The 22,875-nt window shown below is 70.1% G+C and carries 22 protein-coding genes; 6 read left to right on the plus strand and 16 right to left on the minus strand.

The genetic code is table 11. The features are described 5' to 3' along the window. Positions 1 to 3: 3 nt before the first annotated feature. Positions 4 to 663, minus strand: a complete 660-nt coding sequence (locus B072_RS0136120; RefSeq protein ID WP_018534863.1) for a vitamin K epoxide reductase family protein — start codon at positions 661 to 663, stop codon at positions 4 to 6. A 139-nt stretch (positions 664 to 802) separates the two neighbouring features. On the opposite strand from B072_RS0136120, the gene B072_RS0136125 reads away from it, so the two are divergent. Genes B072_RS0136125 through B072_RS0136140 form a run of 4 tightly spaced genes read left to right on the plus strand, consistent with a single transcriptional unit; the run spans position 803 to position 4,357 of the window. Then, positions 803 to 1,693 (plus strand): ABC transporter ATP-binding protein, encoded by an 891-nt coding sequence (locus B072_RS0136125; RefSeq protein ID WP_018534864.1) that lies wholly within the window; start codon positions 803 to 805, stop codon positions 1,691 to 1,693. Beyond that, a complete protein-coding gene (locus tag B072_RS0136130) occupies positions 1,690 to 2,535 on the plus strand; it encodes an ABC transporter permease (protein WP_018534865.1) in 846 nt (281 codons plus the stop codon). The genes B072_RS0136125 and B072_RS0136130 overlap by 4 nt, the downstream gene beginning before the upstream one ends. Before the next feature lie 5 nt (positions 2,536 to 2,540). Beyond that, complete coding sequence (locus B072_RS0136135) at positions 2,541 to 3,737, plus strand: sensor histidine kinase (RefSeq protein WP_051127381.1); 1,197 nt, start codon at positions 2,541 to 2,543, stop codon at positions 3,735 to 3,737. Beyond that, positions 3,734 to 4,357, plus strand: coding sequence for a response regulator (locus B072_RS0136140; protein ID WP_018534867.1), 624 nt, complete (start codon positions 3,734 to 3,736; stop codon positions 4,355 to 4,357). Before B072_RS0136135 ends, B072_RS0136140 begins: the two co-directional genes overlap by 4 nt. Before the next feature lie 104 nt (positions 4,358 to 4,461). On the opposite strand, the gene hisS is transcribed toward B072_RS0136140, so the two are convergent. Beyond that, on the minus strand, positions 4,462 to 5,724 hold the full coding sequence (gene hisS, locus B072_RS0136145; RefSeq protein WP_018534868.1) for a histidine--tRNA ligase: 1,263 nt from the start codon (positions 5,722 to 5,724) through the stop codon (positions 4,462 to 4,464). Between the two features lie 14 nt (positions 5,725 to 5,738). Further along, positions 5,739 to 6,449: an MBL fold metallo-hydrolase gene (locus B072_RS0136150; RefSeq protein ID WP_018534869.1), complete on the minus strand. Its 711-nt coding sequence runs from the start codon at positions 6,447 to 6,449 to the stop codon at positions 5,739 to 5,741. 146 nt (positions 6,450 to 6,595) lie between these two features. Here B072_RS0136150 and B072_RS0136155 point away from each other — a divergent pair, with 146 nt between their 5' ends. Both B072_RS0136155 and B072_RS0136160 read left to right on the plus strand, forming a co-directional pair. Further along, positions 6,596 to 7,387 carry a peptidylprolyl isomerase gene (locus B072_RS0136155; protein ID WP_018534870.1) on the plus strand — a complete coding sequence of 264 codons (792 nt, stop codon included), beginning with the start codon at positions 6,596 to 6,598 and terminating at the stop codon, positions 7,385 to 7,387. A 136-nt stretch (positions 7,388 to 7,523) separates the two neighbouring features. Continuing rightward, entirely contained in the window at positions 7,524 to 8,756 is a 1,233-nt protein-coding gene (locus B072_RS0136160) for a DUF349 domain-containing protein (protein WP_018534871.1), read from the plus strand. 213 nt (positions 8,757 to 8,969) lie between these two features. On the opposite strand, the gene B072_RS0136165 is transcribed toward B072_RS0136160, so the two are convergent. The 13 genes from B072_RS0136165 to B072_RS0136225 form a co-directional block, all read right to left on the minus strand. Next, positions 8,970 to 11,480 (minus strand): RelA/SpoT family protein, encoded by a 2,511-nt coding sequence (locus B072_RS0136165; RefSeq protein ID WP_018534872.1) that lies wholly within the window; start codon positions 11,478 to 11,480, stop codon positions 8,970 to 8,972. A gap of 182 nt (positions 11,481 to 11,662) precedes the next feature. After that, positions 11,663 to 12,202: an adenine phosphoribosyltransferase gene (locus B072_RS0136170; RefSeq protein WP_018534873.1), complete on the minus strand. Its 540-nt coding sequence runs from the start codon at positions 12,200 to 12,202 to the stop codon at positions 11,663 to 11,665. Positions 12,203 to 12,357: 155 nt separating this feature from the next. Then, positions 12,358 to 13,479, minus strand: a complete 1,122-nt coding sequence (secF, locus tag B072_RS0136175) for a protein translocase subunit SecF (RefSeq protein ID WP_018534874.1) — start codon at positions 13,477 to 13,479, stop codon at positions 12,358 to 12,360. A 1-nt stretch (position 13,480) separates the two neighbouring features. Beyond that, positions 13,481 to 15,262: a protein translocase subunit SecD gene (gene secD / locus B072_RS0136180; protein WP_063746490.1), complete on the minus strand. Its 1,782-nt coding sequence runs from the start codon at positions 15,260 to 15,262 to the stop codon at positions 13,481 to 13,483. Between the two features lie 150 nt (positions 15,263 to 15,412). Further along, on the minus strand, positions 15,413 to 15,901 hold the full coding sequence (gene yajC, locus B072_RS0136185) for a preprotein translocase subunit YajC (RefSeq protein ID WP_018534876.1): 489 nt from the start codon (positions 15,899 to 15,901) through the stop codon (positions 15,413 to 15,415). A gap of 174 nt (positions 15,902 to 16,075) precedes the next feature. Then, on the minus strand, positions 16,076 to 17,179 hold the full coding sequence (gene ruvB, locus B072_RS0136190) for a Holliday junction branch migration DNA helicase RuvB (protein ID WP_018534877.1): 1,104 nt from the start codon (positions 17,177 to 17,179) through the stop codon (positions 16,076 to 16,078). Positions 17,180 to 17,244: 65 nt separating this feature from the next. Next, a complete protein-coding gene (gene ruvA / locus B072_RS0136195; RefSeq protein WP_018534878.1) occupies positions 17,245 to 17,853 on the minus strand; it encodes a Holliday junction branch migration protein RuvA in 609 nt (202 codons plus the stop codon). Continuing rightward, positions 17,850 to 18,389, minus strand: a complete 540-nt coding sequence (gene ruvC, locus B072_RS0136200; RefSeq protein WP_026246657.1) for a crossover junction endodeoxyribonuclease RuvC — start codon at positions 18,387 to 18,389, stop codon at positions 17,850 to 17,852. The genes ruvA and ruvC overlap by 4 nt, the downstream gene beginning before the upstream one ends. 116 nt (positions 18,390 to 18,505) lie before the next feature. Next, complete coding sequence (locus B072_RS0136205; protein ID WP_018534880.1) at positions 18,506 to 19,258, minus strand: YebC/PmpR family DNA-binding transcriptional regulator; 753 nt, start codon at positions 19,256 to 19,258, stop codon at positions 18,506 to 18,508. Between the two features lie 77 nt (positions 19,259 to 19,335). Next, positions 19,336 to 19,944 (minus strand): pyridoxal 5'-phosphate synthase glutaminase subunit PdxT, encoded by a 609-nt coding sequence (pdxT, locus tag B072_RS0136210; protein ID WP_086020447.1) that lies wholly within the window; start codon positions 19,942 to 19,944, stop codon positions 19,336 to 19,338. Further along, positions 19,941 to 20,861 (minus strand): pyridoxal 5'-phosphate synthase lyase subunit PdxS, encoded by a 921-nt coding sequence (gene pdxS, locus B072_RS0136215; protein WP_018534882.1) that lies wholly within the window; start codon positions 20,859 to 20,861, stop codon positions 19,941 to 19,943. Before pdxS ends, pdxT begins: the two co-directional genes overlap by 4 nt. Before the next feature lie 124 nt (positions 20,862 to 20,985). Beyond that, on the minus strand, positions 20,986 to 22,218 hold the full coding sequence (locus tag B072_RS0136220) for a hypothetical protein (protein ID WP_018534883.1): 1,233 nt from the start codon (positions 22,216 to 22,218) through the stop codon (positions 20,986 to 20,988). A gap of 105 nt (positions 22,219 to 22,323) precedes the next feature. Beyond that, the gene (locus tag B072_RS0136225; protein WP_018534884.1) at positions 22,324 to 22,869 is read right to left on the minus strand and encodes a hypothetical protein; all 546 of its coding nucleotides are present in this window, start codon (positions 22,867 to 22,869) and stop codon (positions 22,324 to 22,326) included. Positions 22,870 to 22,875: the final 6 nt, after the last annotated feature.

A 22,875-nucleotide genomic window follows, 5' to 3' on the forward strand; every position in this document is an offset into this window, starting at 1 on the left:
CGGTCAGGCCCAGAGCTTGTCGCCCCAGCGCGTGAAGATCAGGACGGCGATGATGCCGATGTGCAGGACGGGCAGCGCCCACGTGAAGTCCTCGAAGAAGGACTTCAGCCAGCGGGGCGTCGGCAGGAAGTCGTTGCGGACGTTGAACGACGTGACGTACCAGAACATCAGGATCGTGGCGACCCACGCCAGGCAGCACCACAGGCACAGCGCGTTGATCCGGTACAGGGACTGGAACTGCAGCCAGGTCACGAACCCGACGCCGAACAGGCAGCCCGCGTTGAACGTCAGCCAGTACCAGCGCGGGTAGGTCGCCCGGGCCAGCAGGCTCATGCCGACGCAGATCACGACCGCGTAGGCGGCGAGGCCCAGCATCGGGTTCGGGAAGCCGAAGGCCGACGCCTGGTCGCTCTCCATGATCGAGCCGCAGGACAGGATCGGGTTGATGGAGCAGCCCGGCGTGAAGGTGGTCCCCGCGACCTTCGCCTCGAGGATCTTGAACTTGTCGATCGTGATGACCCACGCCGCGAGCAGGCCCGCCGCTCCGGTGATCACCAGGAGCAGGCCGAAGGCACGGCTCCCGCCGACCGAACGCGGACCGCCTCCGCTGTCGATGTCGCGGGAGACGCTGTCGCTGTCGCTTGCTGTGGTCGTCTTGCTCATCACGCCGATCCGTAAGTGAGATGTGTGGCCTGCGGGCACGCTCATTCTGCCGTACCGGCCCGGGTGTCCACCGTTCGATGGACATAAGGATGTACGCCCGGAGGTCCCGGAGCGTTCGCTCCGGCGCGACGCTCCTGCCATGACCACAGACACGGCAGAACTCGCGGTGGACGTACGGGGGCTGCGCAAGCGGTACGGCGACGTGACCGCCGTCGACGGCCTCGACCTGAGGATCCGTACGGGGGAGGTCTTCGGACTGCTCGGGCCCAACGGCGCGGGCAAGTCCACGACGGTGGAGATCCTCCAGGGCAACCGGGCCAGGGACGGCGGCGACGTGACCGTGCTCGGCGCGGACCCGGGCAGCGCGGGGCGCGGCCGGCGCTCCCGTGTCGGCATCGTGTGGCAGGACGAGTCGGCGCCCGCGGAGCTGACGGTGCGCGAGACCGTGCGGCACTTCGCCGGCTACTACCCGACACCGCGCGACCCCGACCGGGTCATCGAACTGGTCGGCCTGGAGAAGAAGGCGAACGCCCGGATCAAGAGTCTGTCGGGCGGCCAGCGGCGCCGTCTGGACGTCGCGCTCGGCGTCATCGGCGACCCGGAGCTGCTGCTCCTGGACGAGCCGACGACCGGGTTCGACCCGGCGGCCCGGCGCCGGTTCTGGGAGCTGATCCGGATGCTCGCCGACGAGGGCACGACGATCCTGCTCACCACCCACTACCTGGAGGAGGCGGAGGCGCTCGCGCGGCGGCTCGCGGTGATCGCGTCGGGCCGGGTCGTCGCCGAGGGCACCCCCGCGGAGCTGCGCGCCCGCTACGGCACCCGGGCCACCGTCGAGTGGACCGAGGCCGACGGCACCCCGCGCAGCGAGCGCACCGACACCCCCACCCGCGCGGTCGCCGAGCTGACGTACCGCTTCGACGGCGAGATCCCCGGGCTGAGGATCAGCCGCCCGACCCTCGAGGACGTGTACCTGCGCCTCACCGGACAGGACCGCCAGGACCGACACTCGCAGGAGACGCAGCGATGACGACCGCGACGCGCGCCAAGAAGGACGCACGAACCGCTCAACGCCTGCCCGGTGCCTGGCAGTTGGGGCTGCGGCGCGGCGCCCTCGAGATCAAGCAGTTCTTCCGGATGCGGGAACAGGTGGTCTTCACCTTCGCCTTCCCGGTCGTCTTCCTCTTCCTCTTCGCGTCGATCTTCAGCGACGACGTGCAGGGCGCGGGCATCAACGCCTCGCAGCTGTACGTGCCCGCGATGACGGCGGCGGGCATCATGTCGACAAGTTTCCAGTCGCTCGGCATCTCGATCGCCATCGAGCGGGACGAGAAGGTGCTGCGCCGGCTGAGCGGTACGCCGATGCCTCCGGCCTCGTACTTCCTCGGGAAGGTGTGGCTCGTGCTCGTCACGGGTCTCATGGAGACGGCGATCCTGCTCGCCGTGGGCACCACCCTCTACGACGTCGACCTGCCGTCGAGCGCGGGCAAGTGGTTCACGTTCGCCTGGCTGTTCCTGCTCGGCATCACGGCATGCGCGCTGCTCGGCATCGCGATCAGCTCCGTGCCGAAGTCAGGCAAGAGCGCGACCTCCGTCGTCGTTCTTCCCTTCCTGGTCCTGCAGTTCATCTCCGGTGTCTACATCGCGATCGACACCATCCCGGACTGGATGCTGAACATCGGGGCCGTCTTCCCTCTGAAGTGGCTGTGCCAGGGCCTGCGCGGGGTCTTCCTGCCGGACTCGGCGCATGTCCTGGAGCAGGCGGGCGGCTGGGAGTTCGGGAAGGCTGCTCTGGTGCTGGGGGCCTGGTGCGTCGGAGGATTGGTGCTGTGCCTGCTGACTTTCCGGTGGAAGAACCGGCGCGACGGGTGACCCCCGTGAACCCACGGACCGCTCCGCGCGGGGTGGACGTCTGGGCCCGCACCTTCCGGCTCTGGGACACCTACTTCGCGATCGTGTGGCTGGCCACGCTGATGTTCGTGCTCGGCACGGCACAACCGGCGTGGCCGGTCCGCGTGGCGGCCGGATGCCCCCTCGCGCTGCTCGTCCCCTGGTACGTGGTGTACGGGCGGCCGGTGCTGATGACCGAGGGCACGGCCGAGCGGCGCGCGGTGACGTACATCGCGGGGGCCGTGGCCGTGTATCTGATGCCGGGCGTGCTGGTCGGCGAGACGCGGCTGATGGCCTTCGCGCTCGTACCGCAGTGCTTCATCGCGCTGCGCTACCGGCGGGCGATGGTCGCGGTCACCGTCATCAACCTCGCGCCGGTGGCGGGCTGGGCGCTGCTCTGGGACGTCGGCGGCCAGGACCTCTTCTTCAACTCGGTGTTCGCCGTGGTGACCCTCGTGTTCTCGGCGGCGTTCGGCGGCTGGACGATTCGGATCATGGACCAGAGCCAGGAACGGGCCGAGCTGATCGCGGAGCTGGACGCCAGCCGCGAGGAGGTGGCCCAGCTCTCCGCGGACCGCGGCGCCCTCGCCGAGCGCGAGCGGATGTCCCGGGAGATCCACGACACGCTCGCCCAGGGCTTCACCAGCGTCCTGATGCTCGTCCAGGCCGTCGACGCCGAGCTGACGGACGATGTCCCGCAGGCCCGGCGCCACTTGCGGCTGATGGCGGACACCGCGCGGCAGAACCTCGCGGAGGCGCGGGCGCTCGTCGCGGGCGGCGCCCCGGCCGACCTGGACGGCGCGTCCCTGCCCGACGCGCTGCGCCGGCTCGCGTCCCGGCACGACGCGAAGGTTCACGTCAGCGGCGCGGCGGGGCCGTTGGCGCCCGGCCTGGAAGTGGTGGCCCTGCGCGGCTGCCAGGAAGCCCTCGCCAACGTACGCAAGCACGCGGCGCCCGACACCGCGGTGCACATCGAACTCACCTACACAGCAGGTGAGTTGAGTATCTCCATTCGTGACTCGGGGCCCGGTTTCGACCCGGGTGCCACCACCGACGGGTTCGGGCTGCGCGGCCTTCGGGCGCGTGCCGCGGAGGTCGGCGGCACCGCCACCGTCGACAGTTCCCCCGGCGCGGGCACCACCGTCACCGTCCGGCTCCCGGTACCCGAGAGGACCCTTTCGTGATCCGCATCCTGCTCGCCGACGACCACCCCGTCGTCCGCGAGGGCCTGCGCGCCATGCTCGACGCCGAACCGGACCTGGAGGTCGTCGCGGAGGCGTCGAACGGCCCGCGGGCCGAGGCGCTCGCCGCCGAACTCGCCCCGGACATCGTCCTGATGGACCTGCGGATGCCGGGCGGCGACGGCGTCGAGTCGATCGTGCGGATGTCCGCGGCCGGGCTGCCGTGCCGGATGATCGTCCTGACGACGTACGAGACGGACCGCGACATCCTGCGGGCCGTGGAGGCGGGCGCGGCCGGCTATCTGCTCAAGGACATGGCCCGGGCCGAACTCGCGGGCGCGGTGCGCGCCGCCGCGCGGGGCGAGACGGTGCTGGCCCCCTCGGTCGCGGCGCGGCTCGTGGACCAGCTCAGGACGAACCCGGAGCGTCCGCGGCTCTCCGAGCGGGAGACGGCGGTGCTGCGGCTGGTCGCCGACGGGTGCACGAACGCGGAGATCGGGCGGCGCCTGCATGTCGCCGAGTCGACGGTGAAGACGCATTTGCTGCGCGTGTTCGGCAAGTTGGGGGTGGACGACCGCACGGCCGCTGTCACCAGTGCGATGCGCTTCGGGTTGCTGGAGTAGGCATCAGTCGCGGCTGCGGGCCGGTGGGCGGCTGGTCGCGCAGTTCCCCGCGCCCCTGAAGCGAGCTTCGCTCGCCCAGGGGGAACTGCGTGACCAGCCGAACGTCAGCCCAGCTTGGCCCGGAGTACCTCGACGACCTGGTCCACCGCGACCGCGGACTGCTCGCCGGACTCCATGTTCTTGAGCTGCACGACTCCCTCGGCGAGATCCCGCTCCCCGGCGACGAGCGTGAACCGCGCACCGCTGCGGTTGGCGTTCTTCATCGCGCCCTTGAGGCCCTTGCCGCCGAACGAGAAGTCCGCCGAGATCCCGGCCTTGCGCAGCTCCGTCACCTTGGCGAACAGCACGCGCCGCGCCTCGTCGCCGAGCGGAACGGCGAACACGCTGGTCGTGGGCGGGAGTTCCAGCTCCACGCCCTCGGCCTCCAGCGCGAGCACCGTACGGTCGACGCCGAGCGCCCAGCCCACCGACGGCAGCGACGGGCCGCCGATCATCTCGGACAGACCGTCGTAGCGACCACCGCCGCCCACCGCGGACTGCGAGCCCAGACCGTCGTGGACGAACTCGAAGGTCGTACGGGTGTAGTAGTCCAGGCCGCGGACCAGCTTCTCATCGTCCTCGAAGGCGACGCCCTCGGCGATCAGCAGCTCACGCACCTGCTCGTGGTACGCCTTGCACGCGTCGCACAGGTAGTCGCGCAGCGAGGGCGCGCCGACGAGCTGCTTCTGCACGTCGGCCCGCTTGTCGTCGAGGACGCGCAGCGGGTTGATCTCGGCGCGACGCAGCGTCTCCTCGTCCAGGTCGAGGCCGCGCAGGAAGTCCTGCAGGGCGGCCCGGTAGACGGGGCGGCACTCCTTGTCGCCCAGCGAGTTCAGCAGGATGCGGAAGTCGCTGAGGCCGAGGGAGCGGTACGCCTGGTCGGCCAGCACGATCAGCTCGGCGTCGAGGGCCGGGTCCTCCGCACCGATCGCCTCGGCGCCGACCTGCGAGAAGTGCCGGTAGCGGCCCTTCTGCGGGCGCTCGTAGCGGTAGTACGAGCCCGAGTACCAGAGCTTGACGGGGAGGTTGCCCGCCTTGTGGAGGTTGGCCTCCAGCGCGGCGCGCAGCACGGAGGCCGTGCCCTCGGGACGCAGTGCGAGCTTGTCGCCGCCCTTGGTCTCGAAGGCGTACATCTCCTTGGTCACGATGTCGGTGGACTCGCCGACACCGCGCGCGAACAGCTCCACATTCTCAAAACCGGGTGTCTCGACATAGCCGTAGCCGGAGTTGCGCAGCGGCGTGGAGATCGCCTCGCGGACCGCCAGGTACTTCGCGGAGTCCGGCGGCAGCAGGTCGTACGTGCCCTTGGGGGCCTGAAAGGTACTCACGGGAGGTCTTCTCGTCACATTCCTCGTCGGGGAGCCTCGGTCGAGGGTCCCTGGCCGGCGGCCACCTGCCGCAGATACGGGTTGGTGGCGCGCTCCTGGCCGATGGTCGTCTGGGGGCCGTGTCCGGAGAGCACCACGGTCGAGTCGTCGAGCGGCAGGCACACGCGGGCCAGCGATTCGAGCATGTCGTCCATGGAGCCACCGGGAAGGTCGGTGCGTCCGATGGAGCCGGCGAAGAGCAGGTCACCCGAGAAGAACACCGACGGGACGTCCGTGGTCTCGGGCATCTGGAAGCTCACCGACCCCTTGGTATGGCCGGGTGCGTGCGCCACGCTGAAGTCGAGTCCGGCGAGCTTCAGCCGGGCGCCGTCGGACAGCGTCCGTACGTCGTCGGGCTCGCCCACGGTGATCTCGCCCATGAGCGGCATCCCGATGGCGCGACCGATGCCCTTCTCCGGGTCGCTCATCATGTAGCGGTCCTCGGGGTGGATCCAGGCCGGCACGTCGTGCGCCCCGCACACCGGGACGACCGAGGCGACATGGTCGATGTGCCCGTGCGTGAGGACGACCGCGACCGGCTTGAGCCGGTGCTTCTTGAGCGCTTCCTCGACTCCTTCGGTGGCCTCGTGGCCCGGGTCGATGATCACGCACTCCTCACCCGCGGCGGGGGCAACCAGGTAACAGTTGGTGCCCCAGGCCCCGGCGGGGAACCCGGCAATCAGCACGATCGTCCTTCATCTGTCGACGGAATGCGGCAATGCGGCAGATCAGAGCCTACCGGCGCTGCCGATTCCACAGCGAACCCATATACGGTACGGGGCACAATCAAGGGCCCAGTCATCGCCATACACACGTACGAGGAGAAGACCCGGTGGTCACCAAGGATCAGCGGCAGCGTCAGCTCGCCCGGGAGAAGTTCCTGCGCCAGCAGCAGCGGCGCGAGGCCGCGCGACGCAAGGCCCGCACCCGCAACACCGTGATCGCCGCCGTGCTCGCGGTGGTCGTCCTCGGCACGGGCGGCGCCTACGCCGCCGGGGCCTTCAAGAGCGACGACAAGAAGGACACCGCGGGCGCCGAGGCGAGCCCGAGCCCGAGCGCTTCCTCCACGGAGAAGCCCGAGCCGAAGATGGCCGTCGACAAGAAGGCCACGTACACGATGGCGATGAAGACGAGCCAGGGCGACATCGGCATCGCCATGGAGGCAGCCAAGACGCCGCACACCGTCAACTCGTTCAAGTACCTCGCCGACAAGGAGTTCTTCAACAACACGAAGTGCCACCGGCTCACCACCGACGGCATCTTCGTGCTGCAGTGCGGTGACCCCGAGGGCACCGGCGCGGGCGGCCCCGGGTACACGATCCCGGACGAGAACCTGACGGGTCTCGGCAAGGCGGGCAAGGACGGCACGGTCACGTACCCTGCCGGAACCGTCGCGATGGCCAACACCGGTCAGGCGCACACCGGCGGCAGCCAGTTCTTCCTCGTCTACAAGGACAGCAAGCTCCCTCCGTCGTACACGCCGTTCGGCAAGATGGACGCGGACGGACTGAAGGTCGTGCAGGGCGTCGCCAAGGGCGGTGTGGCCTCCGGAGGCCAGAGCGCGACCGATGGTGCTCCGAAGAAGACCGTCAAGGTCGAGACCGTGACGGTGAAGAAGAACTGACCTGTCGGTCACCAAATTTCGGTCGCGCGGGATGCGGACAGCATCCCCGCCGGTCGCCTATGTTGGCCGTGACGAAACTGTGGACGATGCCCGGGGGCCCACGAGTTCCCCGCAGGCATCATGTGGAGGAGGCGCTGTGAGCAGCGACCCGTGGGGCCGCGTCGACGAGACGGGGACCGTGTACGTGCGTTCGGCCGACGGCACTGAGCGTGAGGTCGGTTCGTGGAAGGCCGGTTCTCCTGACGAGGCCCTTGCCTACTTCAAGCGCAAGTACGAAGGTCTGGTCGTCGAGATCGGGCTCCTCGAGCGCCGGGTGCAGACGACCGATCTGTCGGCCAAGGACGCCATGACGGCGATCGAGCACCTGCGGGAGCAGGTCACCGACGCGCACGCGGTCGGTGACCTGGACGCGCTCGGCAAGCGGCTCGACAAGCTGGTCGAGTCCGTGGAGTCGCGTCGCGAGGAGCGCAAGGCCCAGAAGGCCAAGCAGTCCGACGAGGCACGGCACTCCAAGGAGGCGCTGGTCACCGAGGCGGAGGAGCTGGCCCAGTCCGAGCAGTGGCGGGCGGCCGGCGAGCGGCTGCGGGCGCTGGTCGACACCTGGAAGGGTCTGCCGCGTCTGGACCGCAAGTCGGACGACGAGCTGTGGCACCGCTTCTCGCACGCCCGCTCGGCGTTCTCCAAGCGCCGCAAGGCCCACTTCGCCTCGCTGGACGCGCAGCGCGAGGACGCCCGCAAGGCGAAGGAGAAGCTGGTCGCCGAGGCGGAGTCGCTGTCGAACTCGCAGGACTGGGGCGTGACCGCGGCCCGTTACCGCGAGTTGATGACGGACTGGAAGGCCGCGGGGCGGGCGCAGCGCGAGCACGAGGACGACCTGTGGAACCGCTTCCGCGGTGCCCAGGACGTGTTCTTCGCGGCGCGCAGCTCGGTGTTCGCGGAGCGCGACGCCGAGCAGGGCGAGAACCTCAAGCTCAAGGAGGAGCTGGCCGACGAGGCCGAGAAGCTGCTCCCGATCGGGGACCTGAAGTCGGCCCGCGCCGCGTTCCGCTCGATCAACGAGCGCTGGGAGGCCATCGGCCACGTCCCGCGCGACGCCCGCCCGAAGGTCGAGGGCCGGATGCACGCCGTCGAGCGCGCTCTCCAGGAGTCCGAGGAGGCCGAGTGGCGTCGTACGAACCCGGAGGCGCGGGCGCGGGCGGCGGGTCTCACGGGTCAGCTGCAGGCCGCGGTCGACAAGCTCACGGGCCAGATCGAGCAGGCCCGTTCGCAGGGCAACAACGCCAAGGCGGACAAGCTCCAGAAGGAGCTCGACGGCCGTCAGGCGCTGCTGGACTCGGCGCTGAAGGGGCTCGAGGAGTTCGGCGGCTGACGCTCCGCTGACAGCAGGATGTGAAGCGGCCCCGGGTTCTTCGGAACCCGGGGCCGTTCTGCATACAGAGCCTCGGGCACCCTTCCGCCGAGGGCGGCAGGGTGGGCAAGGCGGCACCCCGGCGCGGGGCGGGCGCTTCAAGGGGCGGTCACCTCAGCGCCGTCGGCGGCAATCCGCCCGGTGGGGCTTCTCGTGCCGTTCCCCGCGCCCCTTTCAGGGGCGCCTGGCCGACGTCACCCGGTACACGTCGTACACGCCCTCGACTCCCCTTACGGCCTTGAGGACGTGGCCCAGGTGCTTCGGGTCGCCCATCTCGAACGTGAATCGGGACGTGGCCACCCGGTCGCGGGACGTCTGCACGGCCGCGGACAGGATGTTCACGTGCTGGTCGGACAGGACGCGGGTGACGTCCGACAGCAGGCGCGAGCGGTCCAGAGCCTCGACCTGGATGGCGACCAGGAAGACCGAGGACTGGGTGGGCGCCCATTCGACCTCGAGGATGCGCTCGGGCTCGCGGGAGAGCGAGTCCACGTTCACGCAGTCGCTGCGGTGAACCGATACGCCGCTGCCGCGCGTGACGAAGCCGATGATCGGGTCACCGGGCACGGGCGTGCAGCACCGGGCCAGCTTCACCCAGACGTCGTCCACGCCCTTGACCACGACGCCCGGATCGGCGCTCGACCGGCGCTTGGAGCGGCCGCGGGCGGGCGGTGCGCTCTCGGCGATGTCCTCGTTGGCCGCCTCCTCGCCGCCGAGCGCCTGGACGAGCTTCTGCACGACGGACTGCGCCGTGACGTGCCCCTCGCCGATGGCCGCGTACAGGGACGAGATGTCGGGGTAGCGCATCTCGTGCGCGAGCGTGACGAGCGAGTCGCCCGTCAGGATCCGCTGGATCGGCAGGTTCTGCTTGCGCATGGCGCGGACGATGGCGTCCTTGCCCTGCTCGATCGCCTCGTCGCGGCGCTCCTTGGAGAACCAGGCGCGGATCTTGTTGCGGGCGCGCGGCGACTTGACGAAGCCGAGCCAGTCCCGGGACGGTCCCGCGCCCTCGGCCTTGGAGGTGAAGACCTCCACCAAGTCGCCGTTGTCCAGGGTGGATTCAAGGGGCACGAGGCGTCCGTTGACGCGTGCTCCTATGGTCCGGTGGCCGACCTCCGTGTGCACCGCGTACGAGAAGTCGACCGGGGTCGCTCCCGCCGGAAGCGCTATGACGTCGCCCTTCGGCGTGAAGACGAAGACCTCGTTGCGCGACAGGTCGAAGCGCAGGGACTCCAGGAACTCGCCCGGGTCCTCGGTCTCCTTCTGCCAGTCGAGCAACTGGCGCAGCCACGCCATGTCGTTGAGGTGGTCGTCCTTGCCGGTGGTCCGCGGCTGGTCGGAGCGCACCTTGGAGGCTCCGGCGACGGCCTCCTGCTTGTACTTCCAGTGCGCGGCGATGCCGTACTCGGCGCGGCGGTGCATGTCGAACGTACGGATCTGGAGCTCGACCGGCTTGCCGTTGGGGCCGATCACCGTCGTGTGCAGCGACTGGTACATGTTGAACTTGGGCATCGCGATGTAGTCCTTGAACCGCCCCGGAACCGGGTTCCAGCGGGCGTGGACGGTGCCCAGTGCCGCGTAGCAGTCGCGGACCGTGTCGACGAGGACGCGGATGCCCACCAGGTCGTAGATCTCCGCGAAGTCACGACCACGGACGATCATCTTCTGGTAGACGCTGTAGTAGTGCTTCGGGCGTCCCGTGACCGTCGCCTTGATGCGGGCGGCGCGCAGGTCGGCCTGCACCTCGTCGGTCACTATGGCCAGGTACTCGTCACGCTTGGGCGCGCGCTCGGCCACGAGCCGCACGATCTCGTCGTACATCTTGGGGTAGAGGATCGCGAACGCGAGGTCCTCCAGCTCCCACTTGATGGTGTTCATGCCCAGGCGGTGGGCGAGCGGCGCGTAGATCTCCAGGGTCTCGCGCGCCTTCTTCTCCTGCTTCTCGCGCTTGAGGTACCGCATGGTGCGCATGTTGTGCAGGCGGTCGGCGAGCTTGATGACCAGGACGCGGGGGTCCTTGGCCATGGCGACGACCATCTTGCGGACGGTCTCGGCCTGCGCGGCCTCGCCGAACTTGACCTTGTCGAGCTTGGTGACGCCGTCGACGAGCAGCGCGACCTGGTCGCCGAAGTCGCGCTTGAGCGTGTCCAGGCCGTACTCGGTGTCCTCCACGGTGTCGTGCAGGAGACCGGCCATCAGCGTCGCCGGGTCCATGCCCAGCTCGGCCAGGATGGTCGTGACGGCCAGCGGGTGCGTGATGTACGGGTCGCCGCTCTTGCGCTTCTGGCCGCGGTGCCAGCGCTCGGCGACCTGGTAGGCGCGCTCGATCTGGCGCAGCGTCGACGTCTCGATCTTCGAGTCGTTGCTGCGCACTATCCGCAGCAGCGGCTCGAGGACCGGGTTGTACGGGTTCGAGCGCTGGACGCCGAGGCGGGCCAGGCGGGCCCGGACGCGGTTGGAGGACCCGGAGCGTGCCGCGGGCTGGTTCGCGGCCGCGCGGATCACGGGCGGCGGTGTGGCGCGCTGCTGCTCGGCAGGAGGCTTGGGACGTGCCGGCTCGACCGCCTTGCCGCCGGTCGGCGGTGCGGGCTCGGCGCCTTTCGCGGGCGTGCCGGAAGGAGCCGCGCCCGGGGCAGCCTGCTGGTCGTTCGTGGCGGCGGTGAGTGGCTTGGCCTCGTCTGGCAACGGCGCTCCTCGTGCGCGACGGGTCCCCCGTTCAGGTCCCGGAGAGCCCATGGTATCGATCCGACGCCCACCGAACGTATTCGGCCGGTGGTTCGGCTTTGTACTGGAGCAACAGCAGAGGCGGGCGCCGGATTCCTCCGGGCCCGCCTGCAAGGCTGTGAGCTGGTGTCTTTCCCGGCTCTTTACACGACGAGCAGGGCGTCGAGCGGAGCCCCCCGAAGGGCGGGGTTCAGCCGCTCGCGGCCGGGCAGGAAGCCCAGTTCCATGAGGACCGCGACGCCCGCGACCTCGGCGCCCGCACTGCGGATCAGGTGCAGGGCGGCCTCGGCGGTGCCGCCGGTGGCCAGCACGTCGTCGATGACCATGACGCGGTCGTCGGCGGACAGGTCCTCGGCGTGCACCTCGATCTCGGCGGACCCGTACTCGAGGTCGTAGCACTGCTTCAGCGTCGCGCCGGGGAGCTTGCCCGCCTTGCGTACGGGGATGAAGCCGAGGCCCGCGCGGATCGCGACCGGGGCGCCGAGGATGAAGCCGCGGGCCTCCAGGCCGACGACCTTGGTCGCGCCGTGTCGCACGCACAGTTCGGCGAGCGCGTCGGTGAGGGCGGTGAACGCCGCCGGGTCGGCGAGGAGCGGGGTGATGTCCTTGAAGAGGACGCCCGGCTCCGGATAGTCCTGCACATCACGGATGCGGCTGAGGAGCAGCTCCTTGATGTCGGTCATTTCTGCACCTCAGCGAGTCTGTGATGGGGTTGTGCCGCGCCTTTTCGGCGGGTCTGCGCGGTCGTCAACCCTAGCAGTCGCACCTGTCCGGAAACGACGTGGGCGCCAGGAGCGTCGCAGCTCCTGGCGCCCATGCGCGTACGGGACCGAACCGGTCAGCGGCGCTTGCCCGAGGGGCGTCCGCGGCCGCGGTTGCGGGCCGGCTGGTTGCGCGGACCCGCGCCCGCCGCGGCGTCCTGCGGCTCGTCGTCCTCGTCCTGCGGCGATCCGGCCGCCTGGTGGCCCACCACGGCCGTCTCGGGCTGGGCCGCGGCGGCGGCCCGCTTGGCGAGCACCCGCTTCTTGAGCGCCTTCATCTTCGGCTCGCGCTCCTTGAGGTCGGCGACCAGCGGAGTGGCGATGAAGATCGAGGAGTACGCACCGGCGGCCAGGCCGACGAAGAGCGACAGCGAGATGTCGTTCAGCATGCCGGCGCCGAGGAAGCCGCCCCCGATGAACAGCAGGCCCGCGACCGGGAGCAACGCCACGACCGTGGTGTTGATCGAGCGGACCAGGGTGCTGTTGATCGAGCGGTTGGCGATGTCGCTGTAGGTCCAGCGGGTCTGCTTCTCGATGCCCTTCGTCTGCTCCTTGAGGGAGTCGAAGACGACGACCGTGTCGTAGAGCGAGTAACCGAGGATCGTGAGCAGACCGATCACCGTACCCGGCGTGACCTCGAAGCCCACGAGGGCATAGATCCCGACGGTGATGGTGATGTCGTGGATGAGCGCGACGAGCGCCGCCACCGCCATCCGCCACTCGAAGGCGATCGCCAGATAGATCACGACCAGGACCATGAAGATGGCCAGGCCCTGCCATGCCTTGTTGGCGATCGTCTCACCCCAACTGGGGCCCACGAGGTCGGCGTTGATCTTGTCGGCGGGGATGCCCATCTCCTTGGAGAGGTCCGCCTTGATGTCGTCCGACTTGCCCGTGTCGATGCCCGCGATCTGGATGCGCAGGCCGCCCGTGCCGAGCTCCTGCACGATCGCGTCGTGACCCGAGGCGTCCTCCGCGTACTTCTCCGCCTGGGAGGCGGAGACGGAGGTCTTCGGCGTGGTGAAGACCGCGCCGCCCTCGAACTCGATGCCCATGTTCAGGCCGCGCACCGCGAGGCCCAGGATCGCCGTGATGGTGATCAGGATCGAGACGCCGTACCAGATCTTGCGCTTGCCGATGAAGTCGTAGCCGACCTCACCGCGGTAGAGCTTGGCGCCGAGATTGCCGAGCTTCGACATCTCACGCCTCCTTCGGGTCGACAGGACGGGCGGCGCGGCGCGTGCGGCGCAGCGGGGGCTGGACGCCGAGGCGCTTGGGGTCGAGGCCGGACCACTTGTGCCCGCTGGTGAAGAACTTGGTGCGGGCCAGGATCGTCATCAGCGGCTTCGTGAAGAGGAAGACCACGACCACGTCGAGCAGGGTGGTCAGGCCGAGCGTGAACGCGAAGCCCTGCACCTTGCCGACGGTCACGATGTAGAGCACCGCGGCCGCGAGGAACGACACGAAGTCGGAGACCAGGATGGTGCGCCGGGCGCGCGGCCAGGCGCGCTCGACCGCGGGCCGCACGGAGCGGCCTTCCCTGACCTCGTCACGGATGCGTTCGAAGAACACGATGAACGAGTCCGCGGTGATACCGATGGCCACGATGGCACCGCACACCGCCGGCAGGTTCAGCGCGAAGCCGATGGCCGGGCCGAGCAGCGTCATGAGCGTGTACGTCAGGATGCCCGAGGTCAGCAGCGAGGCGAGAGCGATGATCGACAGGCCCCGGTAGTAGACGACCAGGTAGATGACGACCAGGGCGAGACCGATGGCACCGGCGATCAGACCGGCGTGCAGCTGCTCGCCACCGAGCGCGGCGGTCACCGAGGTGACGCTCTGCTCCTGGAAGGTCAGCGGCAGGGCGCCGTAGGACAGCACGTTGGCCAGGTCCTGGGCGGACTGCTGGTTGAAGCTGCCGGAGATCTCGGCGGAGCCGCTCAGCGTGGAGGAGACGCTCGGGGCCGAGACCACGTCACCGTCGAGGACGATGGCGAACTGGTTCATCGGCTGCTGCTGGTCCTTGAGCTTGCTGGTCGTCGCGGCGAACTTCTTCGAGCCGGAGCCCGTGAAGTCCATGTTGACGACCCACTGCGCGGACTGCTGGTTGATCGTCGCCTGGGCCTTCTTGACGTCCTTGCCGTTCACCTCGGACGGGCCGAGGATGTACTTCGCCCAGGTGCCGGACGAGTCCTTGCCGCACGCGACGATCGTGTCGGTCGCCTTGGCGCCCTCGTTGGCCTTCGTCCGGGCGGCCGAGTCGGAGCAGTCGAGGTCCGTGAACTTCTTCTGCAGCGCGGTCGTCGCCGGGTCGGCCGAGGCGCTGGCGCTCGCGGACGGGGACGCCTTGTCGGAGGCCTTGTCGTCGGCGCTGCCGCTCGCGCTCGCGGAGGAGCTGGGCGTGGCGTCGGCCTTGAGGCCGTCGGTGACGGGGCGGCCCTGGGAGGTGGCGGAGGCGGACGGCGACGCGGAGGACGAGGCCTTGTCCGTGGCCTTGTCCGTGGCCTTGTCGGTCGCCTTGCCGCTCGAGGAGGCGCTCGGCGACGGGCTGGCGGAGGAGTCGGCCGTGGGGGAGCCGGCAGCCATCGTGAGCACGGGGCGGAAGTACAGCTGCGCGGTCGTACCGACCTGCTCGCGCGCCTGCTTCTCGTTCGTGCCCTTGGGGATGTTGACGATGATGTTGTTGTTGCCCTGCGTCTGGACCTCGGCCTCGGACACACCCAAGCCGTTGACACGGCGGTTGATGATGTCCGCCGCGGTGTCCATGTTGGTCTTGTTGATCGCGTTGGGCTTGCCCGGCTCGTTCTTGGCCTGCAGCGTGATGCTGGTGCCGCCCGCGAGGTCGATGCCGAGGCGCGGGGTGAGCGTGCCGGCGAGGAACATCCCCCCGATGAGCGCGACCATGACGATCACGATCAGGCTCAGGGCACGGCCCGGCTTGCTCTGGGCACCTGCCCCTCGGCTCTTTTTAGGTGTGGCCACCTTCTCGTACTCCCTCTCCATCCGTCCGGCATCGGGGATGCGTGCCCCGGGCTGCTCAGACGGCCATGAAATGGTCGAGAATCCGCGCGCGTCACGCACGAACAGGAACCGCGGGGACGCAAGCGGTACGTCCCCCGGCTCCGGTCGTGACTACTTCGCGTCGGACTCGCCGTCGGTCTTCTTCGCCTCGGCGTCGCCGGTCTTGGCGGCCTCGGCGGGCTCGTCGGCCTCGGCGGCCTCGTCCTTCTTGCCGAGGTCGATGCGCGAGTCGTCAGCGGCGGTCTCGTCGGTCTCGGTGAGGGAGGACGCGTCGTCCGGCACGACGGCGTCGTCGGTCAGCTCGTCCGTGTCGGCCTCCGGGCCGTGGACGATGCGGTTGTACTCGTCATCGGAGAGCACGGCGCCGATCGCGTTCTTCGCGAACATGAGGTGGACGCCGGGGCCTGCGTCGAGGAGGACCGTGTCCTCGTTGACCTCCTTGACCGTGGCGTACATGCCCCCGATCGTGCGGACGCCGGAACCGGGCTGCATCTCATTGCGCATGCTCGCGGCCTGCTGCTGCTTCTTCTTGGCAGACCGGGTCATCAGGAACATGGCCCCGATGAGCACGATGAACGGGAGGAGGGTCACGAGACTCACGGGTGGGAACTTCCTTCATACGACCGCGGCGGACAGCGGCCTTGTCGGGGTTTGGGGGTCGGCCGTCGTCCATCAACCTTAAGGGCGACGTCGGCGGAGTCTAAGCGAGTCCGCCATGTGGGAACAACGCTCAGCATGGCACCGGGGTTCCAGCCGCCGCGAGTACCCGCGCCGTCACGCCCCGAAGAGGCCCTGTTGTCCGCTTGCGCCCGGCTTTCCCTGGGGCGGAGTCAGTCCGAGGTGGGCCCACGCGGCAGGTGTGGCGACCCGGCCGCGCGGGGTTCGGGCCAGCAGTCCCTCGCGTACGAGGAAGGGCTCGGCGACCTCCTCGACGGTCTCGCGCTCCTCCCCCACGGCGACCGCGAGTGTCGAAAGTCCCACAGGTCCGCCGCCGAACAGTTTGAGCAGGGCCTCCAGGACGGCGCGGTCAAGGCGGTCGAGGCCGCGGCCGTCCACCTCGTAGACGCCGAGCGCCGCGCCGGCGATGTCCTGGGTGATGTGTCCGTCGGCCTTGACCTGCGCGTAGTCGCGGACGCGGCGCAGGAGGCGGTTGGCGATGCGCGGGGTGCCGCGGGAGCGGCCGGCGATCTCGGCCGCTCCCGCCGGGTCGATCTCCACGTCGAGGAGTCCTGCCGAGCGATGGATCACCCGCTCCAGCTCGTGCGGCTCGTAGAACTCCATGTGCGCGGTGAAGCCGAAGCGGTCGCGCAGCGGGGGCGGCAGCAGGCCCGCGCGCGTGGTGGCGCCGACCAGCGTGAACGGCGGAAGTTCGAGCGGGATGGCGGTGGCGCCGGGGCCCTTGCCGACGATGACGTCGACGCGGAAGTCCTCCATCGCCATGTAGAGCATCTCCTCGGCGGGCCGCGACATCCGGTGGATCTCGTCGAGGAAGAGGACCTCGCCCTCCTGGAGGGAGGAGAGGATCGCGGCCAGGTCGCCCGCGTGCTGGATGGCGGGGCCCGAGGTGATGCGGATGGGGGCGCCCATCTCCGCCGCGATGATCATGGAGAGGGTCGTCTTGCCGAGGCCCGGGGCGCCGGAGAGCAGGACGTGGTCGGCCGTGGCGCCGCGCGCGCGGGCGGCGCGCAGCACCAGGTCGAGCTGCTCCCTGACCTTCTCCTGGCCGATGAACTCGCCCAGGTCCTTGGGGCGCAGGGCCGCCTCGACGGCCTGGTCCTCGCCGTCGGCGACAGATCCGACCAGCCGCTCCGCGGCGGGCCCGACGAGCCGGTCGGCTGCCTGCGGGGCGGCTTCGTCGGTCGTCTCGTCCCAGTTCATGTGGTGTGCCTCGCGTTACGTGAGCTGCGGGATCAGGAGGATCAGTACAAGGGGTCCGCGGTCGGCTAGCGGGTGCGGTTGAGGGTCTGCAGGGCCGCCTTGAGGAGCTGGCCCACCTGCGGGCTCTCCACCGCCTCGGCCTGCGGGGTGACCGCGGCGACCGCCTCGTCGGCCTCACGGCTCGCGTAGCCGAGACCGATCAGGGCGGCGTGCAGCTGGTCGCGCCAGCCGCTGGTGACGGCCGTGCCGATGGCGGGGCCGCCGGTGCCGAGCGGCTCGCCGAGCCGGTCCTTGAGCTCCAGCAGGAGCTTCTGGGCGCCCTTCTTGCCGATGCCGGGGACGGCGGTGAGCGCCTTCTCGTCGCCGGTGGAGACCGCTCGGCGCAGGGCGTCCGGGCTGTGCACGGCGAGCATGGCCTGGGCGAGCCGGGGGCCGACGCCGCTCGCGGTCTGCAGGAGCTCGAAGGTCTGCTTCTCGTCGTCGTCCGCGAAGCCGTACAGGGTGAGCGAGTCCTCCCGGACGACGAGGGAGGTGGCGAGCTTGGTCTGCTGGCCGATGCGGAGCCCGGACAGGGTGTTCGGCGTGCACTGGAGGGCCATGCCGATGCCTCCGACTTCCACCACCGCGGCGTCGGGGGCGAGGGCGGCGACGGGGCCGCTGACGAAGGCGATCATGCGGTACGGCCTTTCGATGCTCGAGCCGTGTGCAGGGCCACGGCTTGCTGGAGTCTGTTCTGCGCGGGGGCGCGCCAGATGTGGCAGATGGCGAGGGCGAGGGCGTCGGCGGCGTCGGCCGGCTTGGGCGGGGCGTCGAGCCGCAGCAGCCGGGTCACCATGGCGCCCACCTGTGCCTTGTCGGCGCGGCCGCTGCCGGTGACGGCGGCCTTGACCTCGCTGGGCGTGTGCAGGGCGACGGGGATGCCGCGGCGCGAGGCGCACAGCATGGCGACGGCACTGGCCTGGGCGGTCCCCATCACCGTACTGACGTTGTGCTGGCTGAACACCCGCTCCACGGCGAGGACTTCGGGCTCGTGCTCGTCGAGCCACTGCTCGATGCCCTGCTCGATGGCGACCAGGCGGTGGCCGAGCTCGGCGTCCGGAGGTGTCCTGACGACGCCGACGCCGCGCATGGTGAGCGGTCGGCCCGCGACCCCCTCGACCACGCCGACACCGCACCGGGTAAGCCCCGGGTCCACCCCGAGTACGCGCACGCCTGGCCCCCTTGTTCGATCGCCTGTTTGTGCAGGCTATCGGCTGCCACCGACAAAGCGGCGGGCCGACGGGGTGTGTCCCGTCGGCCCGCCGCGCGAAGCTGTGTCAGGCCGCCTCAGGCGTCGACCTTCTCCATGACCTCGTCGGAGACGTCGAAGTTCGCGAAGACGTTCTGCACGTCGTCGCTGTCCTCGAGCGCGTCGATCAGCTTGAAGATCTTGCGCGCGCCCTCCTCGTCCAGCTCGACCTGCATGGTCGGGACGAAGTTGGCGTCGGCCGAGTCGTAGTCGATGCCGGCCTCCTGGAGCGCGGTGCGTACCGCGACCAGGTCGGTGGCCTCGGAGAGGACCTCGAAGGACTCGCCCAGGTCGTTGACCTCTTCGGCGCCCGCGTCGAGCACGGCGTCCAGGACGTCGTCCTCGCTCAGCTCGCCCTTGGGGACGACCACGACGCCCTTGCGGTTGAACAGGTACGACACGGAACCCGGGTCGGCCATGTTGCCGCCGTTGCGGGTCATCGCGACGCGCACGTCGGAGGCGGCGCGGTTGCGGTTGTCGGTGAGGCACTCGATGAGCACCGCGACACCGTTCGGGCCGTAGCCCTCGTACATGATCGTCTCGTAGTCGGCGCCGCCGGCCTCGAGACCGCCACCGCGCTTGACCGCGGAGTCGATGTTCTTGTTCGGGACCGACTGCTTCTTCGCCTTCTGGATGGCGTCGAACAGCGTCGGGTTGCCCTCGATGTCCGTGCCGCCCATGCGCGCCGCGACTTCGATGTTCTTGATCAGCTTCGCGAAGAGCTTGCCGCGCTTGGCGTCGATCACGGCCTTCTTGTGCTTCGTCGTAGCCCATTTAGAGTGGCCGGACATCTGCCTGTCTCCTTCGCGTAACCAACCCATGAACGGGCTCCCCCGGGCCTGAACGGCCGGAGGGACCCCGAGAGATCCTACAAGGATCCCGCCGCGACCTTCTCACGCACCATGTCCACGAAGAGCGCGTGGAGCCGGTGGTCGCCCGTGAGTTCCGGGTGGAAGGACGTCGCGAGAGCGTATCCCTGCCGTACGGCGACGATGTGACCGTCGTACTCGGCGAGCACCTCCACCGCGGCGCCCACGGACTCGACCCACGGGGCACGGATGAAGACGCCCTCTACAGGATCGCCCTCGACGCCCTGTACGTCGACCGCCGCCTCGAAGGATTCGTTCTGCCGCCCGAAGGCGTTGCGGCGCACGATCATGTCGATGCCGCCGACGGTCTCCTGGCCCGAGCGCGGGTCGAGGATCTTGTCGGCGAGCATGATCAGGCCGGCGCACGTCCCGTACACGGGCATGCCCTCGCGCACGCGCGCGCGCAGCGGCTCCATCACGCCGAAGAGGTGGGCCAGCTTGGAGATGGTGGTGGACTCGCCGCCGGGGATGACCAGGGCGTCGACCTCGGCCAGTTCCTCGGGGCGGCGCACCGGCCTGGCCACGGCGTCGGCCGTGGCCAGGGCGATGAGGTGCTCCCGTACGTCGCCCTGGAGTGCGAGGACGCCGACCACGGGGGTCGTCATCACCAGCCTCGGTTCGCGTAGCGCTCGGCCTCGGGGAGGGTGTCGCAGTTGATGCCGACCATGGCCTCGCCGAGGTTGCGGGAGGCGTCCGCGATGATCTTGGGGTCGTCGTAGAAGGTGGTGGCCTTCACGATGGCGGCGGCGCGCTTGGCCGGGTCGCCCGACTTGAAGATGCCGGAGCCGACGAAGACGCCCTCGGCGCCGAGCTGGCGCATGAGCGCGGCGTCGGCCGGGGTGGCGACGCCACCGGCGGAGAAGAGGACCACCGGCAGCTTGCCCAGCTCGGAGACCTCCTTGACCAGCTCGTACGGGGCGCGCAGGTCCTTGGCGGCCGCGTACAGCTCGTTGTTGTCGAAGCCGCGCAGCTTGGCGATCTCGTTCTTGATCTGGCGCAGGTGGCGGACGGCCTCGACGACGTTGCCGGTGCCGGCCTCGCCCTTGGAGCGGATCATCGCCGCGCCCTCGGCGATGCGGCGCAGGGCCTCGCCCAGGTTGGTGGCGCCGCAGACGAACGGCGTGGTGAAGGCGAACTTGTCGCTGTGGTTGATCTCGTCGGCCGGGGTGAGGACCTCGGACTCGTCGATGTAGTCGACGCCGAGGGACTGCAGGACCTGGGCCTCGACGAAGTGGCCGATGCGGGACTTGGCCATGACCGGGATCGAGACCGCGCCGATGATCTCTTCGATCATGTTCGGGTCGGACATGCGGGCCACGCCGCCGTCCTTGCGGATGTCGGCGGGAACCCGCTCCAGCGCCATGACGGCGACGGCGCCGGCGTCCTCGGCGATCTTCGCCTGTTCGGCGTTGACGACGTCCATGATCACGCCGCCCTTGAGCTGCTCGGCCATGCCGCGCTTGACGCGGGCGGTGCCGGTGGCGGAGGACGAAGAATCGACGCTGGACTGGGTGCTGGTGGACACGGATGACCTCACTCGGTGAAGAAGGCTTGTTGCAGCACCGAGGAAACCCCTGGGGACCAGGCCACTACAAGGGCCAATGGGTAGCCGGTGGCTCCTTTTGCCCTGCGATCGACAGGCCGCCCGGCTACTTGCCCACGTCGGCGAAGGCCTTGTCCTTCGGGAACGTGACGTGGGTGCAGCCGCGCCGCCGGGTGATGTCGTCGACGTAGGCGCGGAAGAGCGCGGCGATCTCCTTGCCGCCCAGCACGTTGTCGTAGAGGTAGGCGGAGCTCAGGGTGTGCAGGGCGGGGCGGCCGTCGCAGAGGGAGGAAGCCCACCAGCCGCCGCGCGTGCCGCCGGCGGTGCCCGGTTCGATGAGCCGCGGGTGCCGGTCCTGCGGGAACCCGACGGTGTCCGCTTCGGGGCCGAAGTAGGAGACGGTCCGCATCCACCAGGGCGAGTGGGTGAGCGCGACGTCGGCGTACTCGCGCTGCCCCTCGTCCAGGCCGCGGGCGACGCGGCGCACCTGGTCCGGGCTCACGGCGAGCAGACAGCGTTCGACCGGTGCGGCGGAGCCGACCGGGACGGGCAGGGCCCGGTCGGGCAGCCTGCGCTGTCCGTGCGCGTCGAGGTGCCGGGCGAACCAGCGGCACGAGGCGTCCGCCGTACGGGCCGGCCGCAGCCGGGCCGAGACCGACGTCAACTCGTCCGGGAGCGCGGGCAGTCGGGTCCGGCAGTCCAGTCGGTCGGTGACCTTCTGCGCGGCCGAGCGGGCGAGCCGGGCCAGACGCTCACGGTCCGCGGCGGAGACGTCCTCGTACTCGGCGCGCGCCGTGACGTTCAGCAGTTTCGGGGCGCCGGCGCGGCTGTCCGTCGTACAGGCGGCGCGCACGGTGACGTACTGGTCGGTGTAGTGGCCGAGGGTGCCGTCGCCGAGGTCGTGCGGTTCGGGGAACATGTCGGCGACGGCCGTGACGTCGGCTTTCGGATCGCGGCCGCGCGTCACGGAGACGAACGGGTCGTCCTGCTCGTCCCCGATCTCGTTCAACGGCTCGTCGCCGTGGTCGGCCTCGACGTGGAGGGAGAACAGGAGCGAGGACTTTCCCGGGCTCGGCACCTTGTAGATGACGCAGTTGCCGGGCAGATCCGCCACGTCGAGGCGGTGCGGCTCCCAGTCGGTGGACTCCGCGCGGACCATGCCGCCCTGGAGGTCCATGACCTCGGCTCCCGACACCAGTCCGTCGCAGGCCGCGGAGATGTCCCGCTCGCTGGAGGCGCGGTCACGTACGTCGTCGACGGTGAGCCAGCCCGCGTACAGACTCAGCCCTATCCCCGTCCATGCCGCGCACTTCCACAGCCCCGCCCACTTGGCACGCATGGTCCCGCTCCCCCGTCGGTACGTCAGGCCCGCCGGTCCCGGCGGCGGCCCGTCACCCTAGTTGATCTCGCCGCTCCGGGGCAGGGGCGGCAGGGGCCGGGACGGTCAGGCGGTGGCGCGGTCCGCCAGGGCCACCGGCGCCTCGTCGTCCATCTCGAACGCCATCGGGAACGGGGCGTGCCCGGCGAGGCGGAACCAGCGGACCTTGCGGTGGCGGCGCAGCGCGCGGGCCGCGCGGACGGCGTCGTTGTGGAAGCGGCGGGCCATGGGAACCCGGCGCACGGCCTGGGCCAGTTCCTCCGCGGCCTCCTCGCCGCCGGGTGCCTCGCGGACCACCTCGACCTGGGCGGGCTCGTTGAAGACCGCCCTGAGCGCCTGACTGAGGTCGCTCTCGGCGACCTCGCGCTGTTCCTCCTCGGCCTGCCGTGCCGCGTGCGCCGCCTCGTACAGGACGATCGAGGCGGCCGGGTCGAGCACGCCGGACGTGGCCAGTTCCTGGGCGACGGAGGCGCGGCGCAGGAGTTGGGCGTCCAGGGCGGCCCGGGCCGCGTCGATGCGGGCGTGCAGGCGGTCCAGGCGGCCCGCGGTCCAGCTCAGGTAGAGCCCGATCGCGAAGAGGGCTACGGCGATCCAGATCAGGGTGACGGTCACGGGCGG

It is taken from the genome of Streptomyces sp. HmicA12, from assembly GCF_000373565.1.
GTDB lineage: Bacteria > Actinomycetota > Actinomycetes > Streptomycetales > Streptomycetaceae > Streptomyces.